This is a genomic window from Anabaena sp. EIM26 (genome assembly GCF_057568715.1).
Window position 1 is genome coordinate 1,591,855 of the sequence record NZ_CM172472.1, and the last position, 15,633, is coordinate 1,607,487.

Sequence of the window (15,633 nt, forward strand, 5' to 3'; positions counted from 1 at the left end):
GTGTAGTGGCTTCCCTAACAGGAGGCACATAATCTAACCCAAGAGGTCTGCTGATCGCACAGCAAACAATCAGGAATCATTCCCTTCATTCTGTCGGCGACCTATTATTTTAGATTCACGACTCAAATGAGTAAAATCACCTAATGATGATTTACTTTTTTTGGGAGTGAATATCTCAAAGATTTAAAATTCCTATACATTAGCGTAACACAACAGACCTGCATTTTCAGCCAACTTCCAGACTAAATTTTAAATTTTATTTTAAATTTTCTCCAAGTTGACACACAATTTTTAGATTGCCCAGTCTCACCCGGAAATAAGTAATGTGTAAATAGTTAATCAGTAAAGAAAAAACCAATTGATTGATGTTCAGATCATGAACAGGCTTCTAAATGACTACCAATAATAAATCTTTTCTCGCCGATAGAAATTCCTGTAATACAAGTAATCCAAGATACTTTCAGCTTTTTCAGGGTTTTTACCATTGATTGAGGATGGGATTCCTGAGGAAAACTTTGCGCTGGCACTGGGTTATCTTAAAATGAGTAAAGGATATGTAAACTTTCGTAACCTAAGTCAGAGTCCACCCATCCATGACCCCAGCCACCTCCCTGTTCACCCCTGTGGAAGCAGACCTGCGAATACTAGCAGATAACCTCACACAGCTAGTTGGAAATCGCCACCCCATCCTCTATGCAGCAGCCGAACACTTGTTTGGAGCCGGGGGAAAGCGTATCAGGCCAGCTATTGTGCTGCTAATATCAAGGGCAACCATGCTAAAACAAGATATTACGCCCCGTCATCGTCGCCTAGCAGAGATTACGGAAATGATCCACACAGCCAGCTTGGTACATGATGATGTAGTGGATGAATCCAATGTGCGCCGTGGTGTACCTACGGTTCATAGTTTGTTTGGTAATCGCATTGCTGTCCTAGCAGGAGATTTTCTCTTTGCTCAGTCCTCCTGGTATTTAGCAAATCTAGATAACTTGGATGTAGTAAAACTGCTTTCAGAAGTGATCATGGATTTTGCCTCTGGGGAGATCCAACAAGGGTTAAATCATTTTGACACTAATCTTGCTACAGAAACGTACCTGAAAAAGAGCTATTACAAAACAGCCTCATTAATTGCCAACAGTTCTAAAGCGGCTGGGTTACTTAGCGAAGTTTCCCCAGAGAGAGCCGAAAATTTGTATAACTACGGTAAGCATATTGGTCTAGCATTCCAAATAGTAGATGATATTCTAGATTTCACTAGTTCTACAGATACTTTAGGTAAACCAGCCGGATCAGATCTCAAAAGCGGTAATCTGACTGCACCAGTATTATTTGCCTTGGAGGAACAACCTTACTTAGAAACGCTCATTGAAAGAGAGTTTGCTCAAGAAGGAGATTTAGAGCAGGCACTAGGGCTGATTTCAGATAGCCAAGGCATTCAAAGGGCTAGAGAATTAGCTGCTCACCATGCTAAGGTAGCAGCTGAACATATTGCTACTCTAGAACCCTCAGATTCACTGCAAGCGTTAATTAATATGACCGATTATGTACTGAGTCGGCCCTGTTAGAGAATTTTGGATTTTAGATTTTAGGTTCAATCGCAAATCCAAAATCTAAAATCTAAAATTGATTCAAGCAATATCCGGAGGCACTGGTTGATTGGGTCTGTGTTGTTGCAGGTTTTGCTGAATCAATTTTTGCAGTTCAGCTCGCTGCACTTCAATAGCGTCGCCTGTTGTGCCAGGAGTCTCAAAAAAAACTATACTATCTACTGGTGCTAATGCCACCAGTTGAAACAAAATATGAATTACTGGAATGGTTTTAGCTACTACTTGAGGGTCAAGCCCAGCAGACGAAAACAGAGAAACATCCTGTAATCTAGGAAAGGCGTAAACCACGTGCTTCTCTGATTCTGGATTTGCCTTGTTGCTTAATGTAGTTAAAATCCAGCTTGACTGCGAATTTTGGAGAATATAGTACTGGGGGTAGCGTAACTTTTGGGCGATCGCTCTCAGGACAGGGGCAATTGTAGTTACAAGTTTTGGTGTTACACCATCCTGGGGTGCATTATCAATCAATAATTGAATTTGTACTTCTAGATCCGTCATGACTTGTAAATAGCTCCTGAGTAATGTCCAAAATATTAAAGCAGGAAACAGGAAACAGGGAACAGTTACAACTGACCACTGATAACTGGTAGCTTATACACGAAATCTATCAAGCTAACACCCACAGCCCTACAGGTTGTGTTTAAGTATGTTAGGGTCTTTTTAAAATTCAGACTATGAATTCAGCCGCAACTGCAACTACTCAGGGAGAGAATTCTATCGGCGTGGAGGTTATATTTCAATTCCTATTGAAGGAGCTACAGCAGTCAACCAAGGCTTCTGAAAAGAATTGCCACAATGTGGCCTTGCGAATTGCTGGTGAAGTCCTGCGAATTTGTAATGAAAGTAAACGCATCCAAGCTTCCGGTGAAATAGAAAGTGCCGCCATGACCTTAGCCCGACATCGGCTGCAACAGTGTCTCAGGTACTATCAATTGGGTTCCAATCGGGGCAGGGTAGAACTACACAGTACTCTAAGTGCAATCATCTATCGCTATATTAATCCTCCTCAAAAGCAATTAAGCTATCAAGGGCGGCTGACTATCATAGAAGATTTTCTCCAGAGTTTTTATCTGGAAGCATTGAATGCTTTCCGTAGGGAGAATCAACAAGAACCGACCTACCGCCCCCAAACTTTACTAGAATTGTCCGAATATATGGCATTTACCGAGCGCTATGGTAAACGCCGGATTCCTTTACCAGGAAGACAACAACAGCTAATTATCCTGCGAGCGCAAACTTTCTCACAACAGCAACCGCCAGAAACTAGTATAGACATAGAAAAAGCTGCTGAAGGTGGTAGTGGTGAATCGGATGGATTTTGGGAAGATCCAGCCATACAGCAGTTGAGATCAGCAATGGCGATGCAACCTGAACCTGAACCTGAAGAAGATACCCTCCGCTCTGTTGTGATTACCGAATTAATGAATTATCTCGAACAAAGGCAACAATCAGACTGTGCTGATTACTTCTCTCTCCGGCTTCAGGATTTATCCGCGCCGGAAATTGAGTCGATTTTGGGTTTAACCTCCCGTCAGCGAGACTATTTGCAGCAACGTTTTAAGTATCATTTAATTCGGTTTGCACTCTTGCATCGTTGGGAATTGGTTCATGAATGGTTGGAAGCTTCTTTACCTACTAATTTAGGCTTAACCCCCCACCAATGGCAAGTCTACACAGCCCAGTTGGATGATCAAGATATGTCTTTACTGGAGTTGAAGCAAAAAAGTCAATCTGACGAAACAATTGCCAAAACTTTAGGATTGTCAATGGCACAACTACAAAAACGGTGGTTTAAAATTTTGGAACAAGCTTGGGAAATTCGTAACTCATTAGTGTCCGGATCTAGTGCATCTACCCATGAATAGTGACTCACAACCCTTACAATCCGAGTGGCTCAATTGGTTTTTGGCAGATAATGTCAAACCGGCGAGCATCCCTCGGTAGATTGTGAGAAAATTGATGGGTTAGAAGACCCTCTCAAGGAAGCCACTACATTATAAAGTGGTGAGCCAGAGTTGGGAGGAAAACCCCAAACCTTTCAACTAGGAGAAATTCCTACTGTGCAAGAACGTTTCCAAGCCGTCCTTAAGCGACGGTTACAAGTCGAAATCCAAGACCACCCACCTTTGTTCCCTTGGGAAAGCCAATTAATAGATTATCCAGAATTTGTTGAAGAGCCGTCGATTGCCTTAGTTCCTGCCTGGGGGTGGTTGGCACAGCAATCGAAACTCAATCTGCCAGTTACTTTACCAGACAAAATTTTCCAACAATTGATGGAAAAATGTCAGTTATTACTGACATCTTCTCTGCCCTTAGGCCCTAAATTGGTTCAGGCGGTAGAGAGCTTTTTTCCTGAAGATTACCAGTTAATAAATGATTTAGCTGGGTTGGTACTCAGAAGCGCCTATCGTTCCGTAGATGCTCTGGAAACAATACCCAATATTCAGAGAGATTACTCAGATTTACAACCACGTCAGCAAATGGCGTTGTCGTTAATGGCAGCTAAACAACTGCTAGAAAATCTGACTCTGCCGATTTCTATCACCAATCCAGTGATAGAAAAACAATGGCAAACTACGGCTGGAACTCTAAGTATCAGAGTAGAATTACAGTTCTTGGGTAAGCTAACTAAGTTACGTATTCACAGTGAGTTACCTACTCAAGGAGTTTTAAAGCTGCAAATGAATGGTACTCAAGGTTATGCTTCAGGCACACCAGAAATAGTTGCACAATCTTCGGTTTTAGCCAAACCGAGTGTTGAATTATACTGTGAGCGTACTAACCAGAATTATACCCTGGAAGTTAAATGCCCAGAACTAGAACAACAGCCATTGTTGTTGGCGATCAATCTCACCGTGTAATCCAAATTACTGGTGCTAGAGTTCTCAGTTGATTAACGCTGATAAAAAAAGATGATTATCCTGGTTTTCAAATTTACTCCTCTTTGCAAACACACTAATTAAGGCATCTATTAGGAAGTAACTATGAGCCGGACACGTGCAAAAAATGCGTAGATTCCCTTAGAAGGTTCAAAGGAGTCTAGGGCTAGGATAGGGTTTGGCTAAGATAGAAGACAAGGTAATCAGTTTTTTACCCTAGTATTGTGTCCGTAGCGTCTACATCATAGTTATACTTGCCTAAATAATGTTAAATTTCTCCAGGATGAATCGGTTTTTGCGCGTACCTGTAGGTGATGACTGGCTGCCGGCTAGACAGCGGTCATCTTTAGCAGAAGTGGAAGATTCAATCCTTTTACGGTTTCTAGTGTTAGGGTTGGTAATTTTAGGAACTGTGGCGACGGATATTGCATCTGAGACTACCTTTAGTCTTTGGGCAGTGCCTCTGAGTATAGTGGGAGCAATTTGGAGTTACTACCGTCGTCGCAATGCTAATATTCCAGTCAAGTTTTGTATCGCCATAGGAATGTTAGTGGCTCTTGGTGCTTTTTTTGGACGATTCCTGGGTGATTGGAATGATACACGACTGAGTTTGGCACAGTTACTAATTGAGCTTCAGGTGCTGCACAGCTATGATACGCCCCGACGTAAAGATTTGGGGTATTCAATTGTGATCGGTTTAATACTCTTAGGTGTAGCTGCAACATTGAGTCAAACTATGGGGTTTGCACCTGTGTTGCTGTTATTTTTAGGACTGGCTTTACCAACTTTAGTTTTAGATTATCGATCGCGGTTGGGTTTAAAATCAACAAAAAAAGAGAAGTTTACCAAAAATAATACTGTTAGTTCCAATTTAAAAGTTTTAGTTGTCAATTTTTTAGTAATTTTGGGGTTAGGATTAGGTATTTTCGCTATTTTGCCCCGATTTCCCGGTTATCAACTTAAGTCTTTTCCTGTTAGTGCGCCAATTGAATTAAAGGGCAATTTTACAGGTCGCAATATTAATAACCCTGGTTATGTCCGTCAAGGTAATGGTGCTAATGGGAATGGCACTGGACAGGGAAGCAGTGGTGAAGCAGGGAAGGTAGATAATAATTTTTATTACGGTTTTAATAGTGAGATGAACCAAAACCTGCGGGGGGAGATGAAACCCAAGGTGGTGATGCGGGTAAGATCCCAAGCAGAAGGTTTTTGGCGAGTTCTAGCTTTTGACAGTTATACCGGTAAGGGGTGGAAAATTTCTCGTAATGATCAAGTTACTACTTTGAGGAGAGCATCTTGGAATTACAGAATTTTTGTTGATCTCCCTGTGATAAAAACTCTAGCAAAAGAGGTAGTACAAACTTATAATGTGGTGTCAGATTTGCCTAATCTGATACCTTCTTTGTCTTATCCCAAAGAAATCTACTTTCCTGGGCCTGTGATCGCGGTTGATCCAGAAGGGGGTTTGCGATCGCCTGTACAATTATCAGAAGGGATGACTTATACGGTGGTTTCGGAAGTTCCCTCCCGCGATCGTACTTTGTTAGGTAAAGCTACAAATAAATACTCAACAGAGATTAAAAATCATTACCTGCAAATCCCACCGGAAATTGCCGAAAAAGTCCGCAACAAAACCGAAGAAATTCTCGCTAACTATAATCATGAACGGGTTTCTCGAACAGAAGATACTAGAAACCTCAATTCCGCTTATGAAAAGGCTCTTTACCTAGCGCAGTATCTCAAACAAAATTATTCTATTCCTGAAAACCCTTTAGGATTACCTTATTTAGATGAAAAAGATGATTTGGTAGAATCCTTTTTGTTTAAACATCAAGGAGGCTATCCAGACCAATTTTCTACCGTGTTAACTGTGATGCTGCGTTCCATAGGTATTCCAGCAAGATTAGTAGCGGGGTTTGCACCAGGAGAATTTAATCCATTTACGGGGATGTATATTGTCCGTAACACCGATGCTTACGCCATGACGGAAGTTTATTTTCCTCAATATGGCTGGTTCGCATTTGATCCAATTCCCAATCATCCCTTGATTCCTCCTTCCATTGAAGAAGATCAGACTTTTAGCGTGTTGCGTCAGTTTTGGAGTTGGGTGGCTGGTTGGCTACCTTCACCGGTGACAGGGTTGCTAAATAATGTATTTGGGACACTGTTTAGCTGGTTTTTTAGAGCGATCGCTTGGTTTTTAGCTTTATTTTCTCAAGGTTGGTTAGGAGTATTAACTGGCTTAATTGTCGGGACAACTACAGCTTTCTTTAGTTGGTTGGGTTGGGTACAATGGCGAAAATGGCTCAACCGTCGTTGGTTAAAAAAATTACCCCCAATGGAAAGCCTGTATCAACAAATGCTACAATGGACAGCCGAAAAGGGTTTAGGTAAACATCCAGCACAGACACCTCTGGAATATGCCCAAGTGTCATATCAACAACATTCGAGAGAAACTGCTCAGGTAATAGATGAAATTTGCCAAGCATATGTTAGTTGGCGTTATGGTGGTCATATTCCTAATTGGAAGCAATTACAGCAAAGATGGCAAGATTTGAACAAGACGAAGAGCGCTAAGTGATTTAGTTTTCAGCCACATTTCCATTACAACTAAGCGCCCACTAAGCTAAATGGGTAAATTGGGCGCATTCAAACCAAGTTAAAGTAAAGGCAAGATAAAAAATTAACGTCAGTTCGATGAACCTCATACTAAGGCCTGTCTGACACGGAGAGAGGTAGAAATGCATTTAGTTTCCACGGAAATATTAGGGTTTCAAAGCCTCTCCTCGTGAAGGGGGAGAGGTTTGGAGAGGGGTTTTCAATTTATCGAACTCACGTCAGATTAAGCTACATGATGGGATAATGCAGAGTAAGTGCAATGTGTCAGCGCTGTTTCTTGTATTTCCGGAGGGCTTTTGTCAGTTCGCTGCGTCTACTGAAGGTATCGCACCATATAGTACAGTTGCTCATCCTTAGAAGCAGATAAGCGTAACGATAGTTATTGAGGTAGGGTAAGTATCAAAGGGGCTTTCTCTTATCTCTTATGAGTATAATTTCCAATATATCTTTAGAGAGATTTTTAGCAAATTTAGTTAATAAATAGCTAAAAAAAAGCAGTTGTTATTAAAAAACTCAATTTAGCTAGACTTTAGGCGTTGTAACTACGATTCTTTAGATATAACATGGGAATAAGTTTATCACAAGCTTTTTCTAGCGCCTTTAGCGTCAGTTTTTTATGGAAATTCAGTTAATCAACATCGGTTTTGGCAACATTGTATCCGCCAATCGAGTAGTTGCCATTGTCAGTCCAGAATCTGCTCCCATTAAGCGCATCATTACCGATGCTAGGGACAGAGGCCAACTGATTGATGCCACCTACGGTCGTCGGACTAGGGCTGTAATTATCACTGATTCCAGCCACGTAATTTTATCAGCGATTCAGCCAGAGACAGTAGCAAATCGCTTTGTCATTTCCCGTGACCATCAGACTGTAGATAATTAGTTAGAGGTGGGGCTGTCACCCCCCCTATTTGCAGCATATCGGCATGAGGATATGAATTAGATAGGTATTCTGTCACCATTGCTACAAATTCTTTAGTCCCAGCTTGCTCTGGCAACCAATACAAGACTAATGAATAATGTCTATTGATGAATTAATTCACAAGTTAAACGGATAATGCAAGTTTTACCCATCCCTAGTGGTGCTACTACGAAAGAATCCCCGTCTCTGGGCAAGCTGATTGTTTTAACGGGTCCCAGTGGAGTCGGTAAAGGTACTTTAATGCGATCGCTTCTCCAGCGTCATCCAGAACTCTATTATTCAGTATCTGCAACTACTCGTTCGCCCCGTCCAGGAGAAACCAACGGCAAAGACTATTACTTTATTAGCCGTAAGGAGTTTGAAGAATTAGTTGCTCAAGGGGAATTCTTGGAATGGGCAGAATTTGCTAGTAACTATTACGGTACACCCCGTGAAGCTGTACTTAACCATATTCAGTCTGGTAAGTTGGTGGTACTAGAAATAGAACTAGAAGGAGCAAGGCAAATTAGAAACTCCTTTCCTAGCGCCCTCAGTATTTTTATTCTGCCGCCGTCATTTTCCGAATTAGAAAAACGGATACGCGGACGAGGACAAGATTCTGAAGAAGCGATCGCTCGTCGTCTGCGCCGTGCCGAAGCAGAAATTAAAGCTGCAAATGAATTTGATACTCAAATCATGAATGACGATTTTGACACCGCTGTCAATCAGATTGAAACGTTTCTATTTAAAGAAACAACTGTTTAAGAACACACCTATTTTGGTTTGGTAATAGGTAATAGGTAATAGCAACAAATCAATTACAACTACCCATTACCCATTACCGGAAATCAAATTAACCTACTAGACCTTGAATAAGTCCCAAATTACCAGTCAAAAAGTAAGCAACTACTGCACCACCAATACCACCAATTAAGAAAGCACTGGCAAAGTTATTCCAACTTTCCTTAGAGTTAAAAGCATCTACTGGAGGGTTGGGGACAGTAACACTAGGGAGTGCTTTGTCAGGATTGCTATTGGAATATAGGGATAGGCAGGCTGTGAGAATTACAACCAAACCAATACTAGCCAGCAACCCAGCTAAATTAGCATTAGGTGCATCACGCAGTGGTCCCAATTTAGCAAATGGTCCAAATAACAAATAACCATGTGCCATACCGACTTCTAGACCCCTTCTAGAAGGATTTAGACCAGGGCGATAGGCAGGCAAGTTATTAATAAACCACTTGACTAACGGAGAAGAATTAATTGGGGTTTCTAGGTTTCCATCTTGTGGATCACGTCCAGCGGGTCTAACTGTCTCCCGATTTCTGGGGTCACTGGGGAGATTCTTGGATCTATCTACTGCTTGCGCCATATTTTTATGTTGCCTCTAAAATTCAGAATGGTGGCATTTATTTTCATTTGTAGGGGCGAATTGCAATTCGCCCTTACTTATCAGTCATCAGTCTGTTAACTGATTTAGACCCGGTTTTTCACCCTATGGTAGAGGATGGAAAAGTAAGTCTGGGAAAAAGCGGTTAAATTCGATCAAAATGCCAGCTGTGATTGTCAGCCAAATGGTAGCTGCCACAGGTGCTGTAGAAATGAACTTAATCAAATAGGATGATTCGCTTTTGTCAGCCATGAATTTAGTCTCCAAAAACAGGTGAATGAGTTCAGATGAATTAGCGTGGAGAAACAGTAATTTCTGAATCTTTCGCTGTTAATTCGCCTGAGAGAAGTTCTTTAATTGCTGCTGCTGGCCAAGCAAACCCAGTTGTAATAATGGGCAGTGCTAAACCCAAATCGATTTGGATTTCTTTTTGCTCAGTATCAGATTCTTTTTTGATCGCTTGTAGATAAGCGCGACCAACCCAACCAATCCAACCAGCAATATAGAGGAAAAGGATACTGGGGATTAAAAAGTCACCAGCACGGTCTAGGCGACCATCTACAATCAGGTGAGGATAACCTTCTGGTCCACACAGCGCCTGAGAATAACGCTCAAAGCGCTTTTTACCTGATTCGGGGTCAGCGGTGGTGTTACGGGCATTTTGTGCTAGTGCTTGAAATGCGGGAGAGTCTTTACAGGGTACAAGGTTAGCGCCCAAAGCTTGAGCTTGAGGAGCAAAATTGAACCAAAGACCAATCGCTAAAATCAAAGCAAACAATCGTCTCATGGAGTTGTTTCCTTTTATTACAAAACAAGAAGTTCTTTGTACAAAACGAAGCGGCTTGTACAGTGTTTTAATTTGCATAACTAGCAAGTCATCATACTCTTGGGCGGGAACCGAGTAAAGTTTAAGTAAATAAAAGTTAAAGCTTCTCAACCAAAAGTAAGAATTGGGGTCTGGGAACTGGGAAAAATTCATCACAATCACCAATCTCTATGCCAACCGTTTTAGCAATCACCAATCACCAATCCCTATGTCAACCGTTTTAGCAATCGAAACCAGTTGTGATGAGACTGCCGTCGCAATTGTTAACAATCGTCATGTTTACAGCAGTGTCATAGCCTCTCAAATTCCCATTCATCAGCAATATGGTGGGGTAGTGCCAGAGGTCGCATCGCGGCAGCACTTAGAAATTGTTAATCAAGCTATAGCGCAGGCTATGGATGAAAGTCATTTGGAATGGGGGCAAATTGATGGAATTGCAGCTACCTGTGCGCCAGGACTCGTAGGAGCGCTGTTAGTGGGGTTAACAGCTGCCAAGACTTTAGCGATGGTACATCAAAAACCATTTTTGGGTGTTCATCACCTCGAAGGTCATATCTATGCGACTTATTTGAGCGAGTCAACTTTAGACCCCCCATTTCTTAGCTTACTTGTTTCAGGCGGACATACAAGCTTGATTTATGTGAAAGATTGTGGTATATACGAAACTTTAGGAGAAACCCGTGATGATGCGGCGGGTGAAGCTTTTGATAAGGTGGCGAGGTTATTAAAGCTGGGTTATCCTGGTGGGCCAATTATTGACAAGCTGGCACAAGAGGGAAATTCCCAAGCCTTTGCCCTACCTGAAGGGAAAATTTCTCTACCGGGTGGGGGTTTTCATCCCTACGATAGTAGTTTTAGCGGACTTAAAACAGCGGTATTGCGTGTAGTACAGCAGCTAGAAAAAGACGGTGGGCAAGTGCCTTTAGCAGATGTAGCGGCCAGCTTTCAGGAAACTATAGCGCGATCGCTGACCAAAAGAGCGATCGCTTGCGCCCGTGATTATGGACTAGATACAATTGCCGTCGGTGGTGGCGTAGCAGCTAACAGTGGGCTGAGAAAGAACTTACAAGCCGCAGCAGCCCAGCATCATCTACAAAGAGTCCTCTTCCCACCATTAAAATTTTGTACTGATAACGCCGCCATGATTGGCTGTGCCGCATCGGATCATCTCTCTCGTGGACACACATCCCCCCTCACATTAGGCGTTCATTCTCGGCTACCCTTAACGCAGGTAATGCAATTGTATTCACCCAAGTAGCTAGTCATCTACAGCAGAATTCAGGAGTCAGGAGTCAGGAGTCAGAATTAAAACTGGCTTTGTGTATAGGTTTCAACTTAGATTTTGTACCTCCTAACTACGCAAACTGCTGTAATTTAGGGTGGTTGGTAATTGGTAATTGGGAGAACTCTTCCCTTGTTCCCCTGCCTACTGACCAATAACCAATGACCGGATATGATCAGCAACTGCCTCCGGCTGTTCTAACATTCCCAAATGTCCACAATCGGGAATTTCCATAAAATTATCGCCAACGTATTGAAACAGCCGATGAAAACTGGCTAAGTGACGTACATACTTAGGTTCCATCACCTTATCGTCAGCACCAGCTAAAAAATAAACTGGCTGATTTAGTTGTGATACTAACTGAGGTAAGCGGTTAACTTCTTCCTCCGTAGTAGAATCTAAAAGCGTTCCCAGTGCAGCTTCTGGATCAGCAACAACAAAATCAATTACCCTTTGACGCGCCCAATAGCGATCCAAAGGGCGTGCTACACTTGCTCTACTAAACAACAAATCAATCAAAGGCAATTGGAACAACCAACGTGGGCGAACTTGTAAAAATTTCTGACCTGTCAAGCGAAACTGCTCAAATGCTTCTTTAAGATAAATACCACCACCTGCATTAATACAAATAACTCCTTTAACACAATCAGGTAATTGAGCAGCTGCCCACAGGGCAATAGTGCCTCCCAAAGAATGACCAATTAGCCAAACACTAGAAATATTCAAGTGTTCCAAAAGTATGACTAAATCCTGAGCATAGGCAGAAGGAGAATAAAGAGAATCAGCAGTATCTTGAGCATTGAGCTTCAAAACAGTTTCTGCTTGCTCCAAATCAAATTTTGACTGAGACTGGGATTCACCAAAACCACGCAAATCATAAGACAAACACTGGAAATCAACTGATAGGCGAGAAATCACAGGTTGCCAGTATCCACGGCTATTGAGCCAACCGTGGATAAATACTAAAGCATGAGGGCAAGACGTGGGAGCCGTTAGCTCATATGCGTGTGGAACGCCTAAGATTTCTATTGTTGCCATACGTATATCGTACCGCTAAGGGCGGGTGCGACTAAATACGGAGAGAGAAAAATAAATTCAAAATCCCCTGTCAGAAGGCGCTGTATGTCTACAAAATTCAAATTTTGAATTTTTCTATACTCATCGACCTAGTAACCTTTGTCGCACGCCTTCAGCAATCTTGTTACCCAGATATTCAGGAATCAGACTTTCATTTGGTCCCAATAAGTAGAGTATCAATCGTGTACGTCCGCGCCAAACCAACAAATTGGCATTGACTACGAGCAGGTCTTCCTGCCAGATGCCATACATGACTTTATAAAATAATCCTGGTTGATTATCGGCTTCAATGACTAAGGCCGGGAGATGAAAAACTGGATCTACATAGAACTCGGTTTGTACCTGCTCTAAACCAGCATTAAGGTTAAACTCCACTGCTAACATCTCTTCTACCTCAAACCGATTGCCTAAGGCCTCACGAATGGCACGACAAACATTTTCTGCGGTTTTTTCGGTCAAGGCTTTGCTGCCACGAGACACCAACAGCTTAATAAACACTAACATTGGTGGTCGGATCTGACCATAGAGGCTCAATCCATGAATAGTCAAACCATAAGCTGCCAGCACACCAAAAATATCGCTAAGGAGAAAAGACTGATTGCGGTATGCAAAGTGCAGCGCACTTTTGCTACCTTCAGGTTTCATCTCTATAACTGCTCGTCTGGTTTTATATAGACGGTAAGCCAGTCGTAAATTTTGCAGTTGAATCTCACTACTAACAAATTGCTCATAAAATTGGGGAAACGCTCGGTTAAAGCGCTTTAGGAGTTCCAGTGTCGAAGATTTTAAACCAGAAGTCATTGTTGGTGGTAAGACTTGCTTGCTTTGTTAAAAATAAAGCTAAAAACTACGTTATCTACTACTTTGTTCTCATATCTTTCTGTTTGAGGACTTAATCATAGACTTTAGTTAATGGCGAGAAATGTGTTGGAAGTTTGATATCATACCAGCTGCAAACGAACAATATACATAATTTATAAGAAACTTTGAGTCTCTTTACCTTGAAAAGGCATCAAAATTATAAACTTGGGCAAGGTAGAACACCTTATGATGTAGGATCTTGATTTGAGCTAAATCCGACAGAAACAATTTTATACTTATATGCTTTCGAGGAAGTAAGCTACAACTGTGGAGAAAATTCTTTTATGCAGTTTAAACGCAACTATATACTTTATGTATAGACAAGACTTTTGTAAGCGATAAATATGGGAGTTATGTTCCTGTCTCAAGCAATCAATCACTTTTAAAAACCAGGAACGGCTATGCATCTCTAAAAAAACTCCGGTGCTTTATTAGCTAGAGGAGTGTGAAAACAAAGTGCTAAAGTTAGAAATGATCAGCGTGAAAAATTTAGCTAAAACAAAAAGAAGCCTCTCACTCACCCAGAAGGAAATAATGAGAAACGTTTTTGGGAAGTAAGGAGTCCCACCTCGACCTATTATCATGAATACCACTTATTGAGGGAGTGGGTGATACTTCAGACAGATCTGTCACCACGAATCGCCAAGCCCCTGATGTATTCACGAACTCATCAAATCTGATATAATTTGATTAATTAGGCGTAATCCAAATTAAATGCTGAAAAGCAGCCTATTTAAATTTCGTTGAATAATTTTACAAAAAAGCTCCTAGGGCATAGGACTTTAAAGCTCAGTTAATGTCTTCAAAGAAGAGTCGCTGAGAAACCCATACTCACCTGTTCACCGAAGGTGTTCCCGAAGGGTAAAGGAGTGTGTGGAGTATGTCGCTAACTAGCTGTGACTATTGTCAAAACCCAAAACACTAAAAATTCAAATTTATGTGTCTGGATATACAATAAATACAGTTATCTTAACTTGTGAATCAACACTCTCAAAGAGTGGCAACAATTCAGTCATATTAACCGAACCACGTTGGCATGGGTTTTTGGAAAACTTGGTTTAGTACTTCTGAGTCTGGAACGACAAATAAAACAACCGCATTTGAAGAGTATACAGCAGGAGATAGAGGCAACTCTAACGCCAGTAAAGATAACATTGTTTTCAGTACTGAGCGAGATATCGACCTGTATGAACTAGAAGAACTCTGTGACGCGGTTGGTTGGTCGCGTCGCCCTCTGAGAAAAGTAAAAAAAGCCATTGAGCATAGTTTTCTCGTCGCCTCTATGTGGCAAGTACGAGGAAATAACAAAAGGTTGATTGGTTTTGCCCGTGCTACCTCAGATCATGCTTTTAATGCCACTATCTGGGATGTGGTAGTTCACCCAGACTTCCAAAGTCAAGGACTGGGTAAGGCATTAATGAAATATGTCCTCAAAAAACTCAGGAGTGAAGAGATTAGCAATGTTACTCTTTTTGCTGATCCCCATGTTGTAGATTTTTACAGGACTATGGGATTTATGCCTGATCCAGAAGGTATTAAAGGGATGTTTTGGTATCCTCATTAATCCTCCAACGAAAACAAACAAAACAAGTTGCTTCTATAAAACGGCTAAAATACCCAAAGTGTGCTAAGATGGTTTAGCGATTAGCATTCTTCTATCAAAATCACTTCTGTCAGGGTGAGTTAGTGAAAAAACTCTTAATTGCAAAAATAATTTTATTTTCCAGCTAAGAGGGTTCGCAATCGGCTTTGATTTATGATATGATGGCGGAGATGATAAAGCAAAGCATAATTTCGGTTATGTAAAGCTAAACTATCGACAGCAAAATAATTTCTTCGGGATGTAGCGCAGCTTGGTAGCGCGCCTGCTTTGGGAGCAGGATGCCGCAGGTTCAAATCCTGTCATCCCGATTTTTGGTAAATATCAAATCTCTTTGTTTCTTCATAAGTAGATCAAATTCTTGCAGCTAAAGCGTTAACCTTTGTCATGCTGTAGCTTGCTTTCCGTAGGGTACGTCCCTAAGAGCAGTGAAGCATTCCGGAAATTGCTGTATCTATCAATTTTCGGAATGCCTCACTCAAAATGAGAATTTTCAGCAGTTTTTAGTATAAAATGTTTTCTCTATCTTATTTTTGTAAAAATTACTGCAAGTAATTGCATAAAATTCATTAAATAGATAGATTGTTT

The 15,633-nt window shown here is 41.4% G+C and carries 15 protein-coding genes and 1 tRNA gene; 9 read left to right on the forward strand and 7 right to left on the reverse strand.

Going from position 1 to position 15,633, the window contains the following annotated elements; all coding sequences use genetic code 11:
* Positions 1-374 precede the first annotated feature (374 nt).
* The gene (locus AC012T_RS06785; protein ID WP_487064230.1) at positions 375-527 is read right to left on the reverse strand and encodes a hypothetical protein; all 153 of its coding nucleotides are present in this window, start codon (positions 525-527) and stop codon (positions 375-377) included.
* 66 nt (positions 528-593) lie between these two features.
* Between AC012T_RS06785 and sds the strand changes: the two genes are divergently transcribed.
* Complete coding sequence (gene sds, locus AC012T_RS06790; protein ID WP_487064232.1) at positions 594-1,565, forward strand: solanesyl diphosphate synthase; 972 nt, start codon at positions 594-596, stop codon at positions 1,563-1,565.
* A 63-nt stretch (positions 1,566-1,628) separates the two neighbouring features.
* Here the strand turns inward: sds and AC012T_RS06795 are convergent, their stop codons facing one another.
* Positions 1,629-2,105 carry a hypothetical protein gene (locus AC012T_RS06795; protein WP_487064234.1) on the reverse strand — a complete coding sequence of 159 codons (477 nt, stop codon included), beginning with the start codon at positions 2,103-2,105 and terminating at the stop codon, positions 1,629-1,631.
* 176 nt (positions 2,106-2,281) lie between these two features.
* On the opposite strand from AC012T_RS06795, the gene hetZ reads away from it, so the two are divergent.
* The 5 genes from hetZ (at position 2,282) to gmk (ending at position 8,771) form a co-directional block, all read left to right on the forward strand.
* The gene (hetZ, locus tag AC012T_RS06800) at positions 2,282-3,472 is read left to right on the forward strand and encodes a heterocyst differentiation protein HetZ (RefSeq protein WP_487064236.1); all 1,191 of its coding nucleotides are present in this window, start codon (positions 2,282-2,284) and stop codon (positions 3,470-3,472) included.
* Positions 3,473-3,622: 150 nt separating this feature from the next.
* A complete protein-coding gene (locus AC012T_RS06805; protein ID WP_487064238.1) occupies positions 3,623-4,468 on the forward strand; it encodes a PatU in 846 nt (281 codons plus the stop codon).
* A 301-nt stretch (positions 4,469-4,769) separates the two neighbouring features.
* Entirely contained in the window at positions 4,770-7,067 is a 2,298-nt protein-coding gene (locus tag AC012T_RS06810) for a transglutaminase TgpA family protein (protein ID WP_487064240.1), read from the forward strand.
* A 654-nt stretch (positions 7,068-7,721) separates the two neighbouring features.
* Positions 7,722-7,988: an extracellular matrix/biofilm regulator RemA gene (remA, locus tag AC012T_RS06815; protein ID WP_012410221.1), complete on the forward strand. Its 267-nt coding sequence runs from the start codon at positions 7,722-7,724 to the stop codon at positions 7,986-7,988.
* A 171-nt stretch (positions 7,989-8,159) separates the two neighbouring features.
* Positions 8,160-8,771 carry a guanylate kinase gene (gene gmk / locus AC012T_RS06820; protein WP_487066491.1) on the forward strand — a complete coding sequence of 204 codons (612 nt, stop codon included), beginning with the start codon at positions 8,160-8,162 and terminating at the stop codon, positions 8,769-8,771.
* Positions 8,772-8,859: 88 nt separating this feature from the next.
* Here the strand turns inward: gmk and AC012T_RS06825 are convergent, their stop codons facing one another.
* The 3 genes from AC012T_RS06825 to AC012T_RS06835 form a co-directional block, all read right to left on the reverse strand.
* Positions 8,860-9,381, reverse strand: a complete 522-nt coding sequence (locus AC012T_RS06825; protein WP_487064243.1) for a photosystem I reaction center protein subunit XI — start codon at positions 9,379-9,381, stop codon at positions 8,860-8,862.
* 123 nt (positions 9,382-9,504) lie between these two features.
* The gene (gene psaJ, locus AC012T_RS06830) at positions 9,505-9,651 is read right to left on the reverse strand and encodes a photosystem I reaction center subunit IX (RefSeq protein WP_323358621.1); all 147 of its coding nucleotides are present in this window, start codon (positions 9,649-9,651) and stop codon (positions 9,505-9,507) included.
* A 40-nt stretch (positions 9,652-9,691) separates the two neighbouring features.
* Positions 9,692-10,186, reverse strand: coding sequence for a Photosystem I reaction center subunit III (locus AC012T_RS06835; RefSeq protein WP_487064245.1), 495 nt, complete (start codon positions 10,184-10,186; stop codon positions 9,692-9,694).
* 247 nt (positions 10,187-10,433) lie between these two features.
* Here AC012T_RS06835 and tsaD point away from each other — a divergent pair, with 247 nt between their 5' ends.
* Complete coding sequence (gene tsaD, locus AC012T_RS06840; RefSeq protein WP_487064247.1) at positions 10,434-11,483, forward strand: tRNA (adenosine(37)-N6)-threonylcarbamoyltransferase complex transferase subunit TsaD; 1,050 nt, start codon at positions 10,434-10,436, stop codon at positions 11,481-11,483.
* 168 nt (positions 11,484-11,651) lie between these two features.
* Here the strand turns inward: tsaD and AC012T_RS06845 are convergent, their stop codons facing one another.
* Together AC012T_RS06845 and AC012T_RS06850 are read right to left on the reverse strand one after the other, a co-directional pair.
* On the reverse strand, positions 11,652-12,545 hold the full coding sequence (locus AC012T_RS06845) for an alpha/beta fold hydrolase (RefSeq protein WP_487064249.1): 894 nt from the start codon (positions 12,543-12,545) through the stop codon (positions 11,652-11,654).
* 120 nt (positions 12,546-12,665) lie between these two features.
* Entirely contained in the window at positions 12,666-13,385 is a 720-nt protein-coding gene (locus tag AC012T_RS06850) for a hypothetical protein (RefSeq protein ID WP_015212803.1), read from the reverse strand.
* A 1,096-nt stretch (positions 13,386-14,481) separates the two neighbouring features.
* Here AC012T_RS06850 and AC012T_RS06855 point away from each other — a divergent pair.
* On the forward strand, positions 14,482-15,009 hold the full coding sequence (locus AC012T_RS06855; RefSeq protein ID WP_487064251.1) for a GNAT family N-acetyltransferase: 528 nt from the start codon (positions 14,482-14,484) through the stop codon (positions 15,007-15,009).
* Between the two features lie 273 nt (positions 15,010-15,282).
* Positions 15,283-15,356 (forward strand) — tRNA-Pro (locus AC012T_RS06860).
* Positions 15,357-15,633: the final 277 nt, after the last annotated feature.

Excerpts from the sequence above, each read along its gene's own strand:
- sds (WP_487064232.1), top strand. The coding sequence starts at position 594 with ATGACCCCAGCCACCTCCCTGTTCACCCCTGTGGAAGCAGACCTGCGA.
- AC012T_RS06795 (WP_487064234.1), bottom strand. The coding sequence starts at position 2,105 with ATGACGGATCTAGAAGTACAAATTCAATTATTGATTGATAATGCACCC.
- hetZ (WP_487064236.1), top strand. The coding sequence starts at position 2,282 with ATGAATTCAGCCGCAACTGCAACTACTCAGGGAGAGAATTCTATCGGC.
- AC012T_RS06810 (WP_487064240.1), top strand. The coding sequence starts at position 4,770 with ATGAATCGGTTTTTGCGCGTACCTGTAGGTGATGACTGGCTGCCGGCT.
- remA (WP_012410221.1), top strand. The coding sequence starts at position 7,722 with ATGGAAATTCAGTTAATCAACATCGGTTTTGGCAACATTGTATCCGCC.
- AC012T_RS06825 (WP_487064243.1), bottom strand. The coding sequence starts at position 9,381 with ATGGCGCAAGCAGTAGATAGATCCAAGAATCTCCCCAGTGACCCCAGA.
- psaJ (WP_323358621.1), bottom strand. The coding sequence starts at position 9,651 with ATGGCTGACAAAAGCGAATCATCCTATTTGATTAAGTTCATTTCTACA.
- AC012T_RS06835 (WP_487064245.1), bottom strand. The coding sequence starts at position 10,186 with ATGAGACGATTGTTTGCTTTGATTTTAGCGATTGGTCTTTGGTTCAAT.
- tsaD (WP_487064247.1), top strand. The coding sequence starts at position 10,434 with ATGTCAACCGTTTTAGCAATCGAAACCAGTTGTGATGAGACTGCCGTC.
- AC012T_RS06845 (WP_487064249.1), bottom strand. The coding sequence starts at position 12,545 with ATGGCAACAATAGAAATCTTAGGCGTTCCACACGCATATGAGCTAACG.
- AC012T_RS06850 (WP_015212803.1), bottom strand. The coding sequence starts at position 13,385 with ATGACTTCTGGTTTAAAATCTTCGACACTGGAACTCCTAAAGCGCTTT.
- AC012T_RS06855 (WP_487064251.1), top strand. The coding sequence starts at position 14,482 with ATGGGTTTTTGGAAAACTTGGTTTAGTACTTCTGAGTCTGGAACGACA.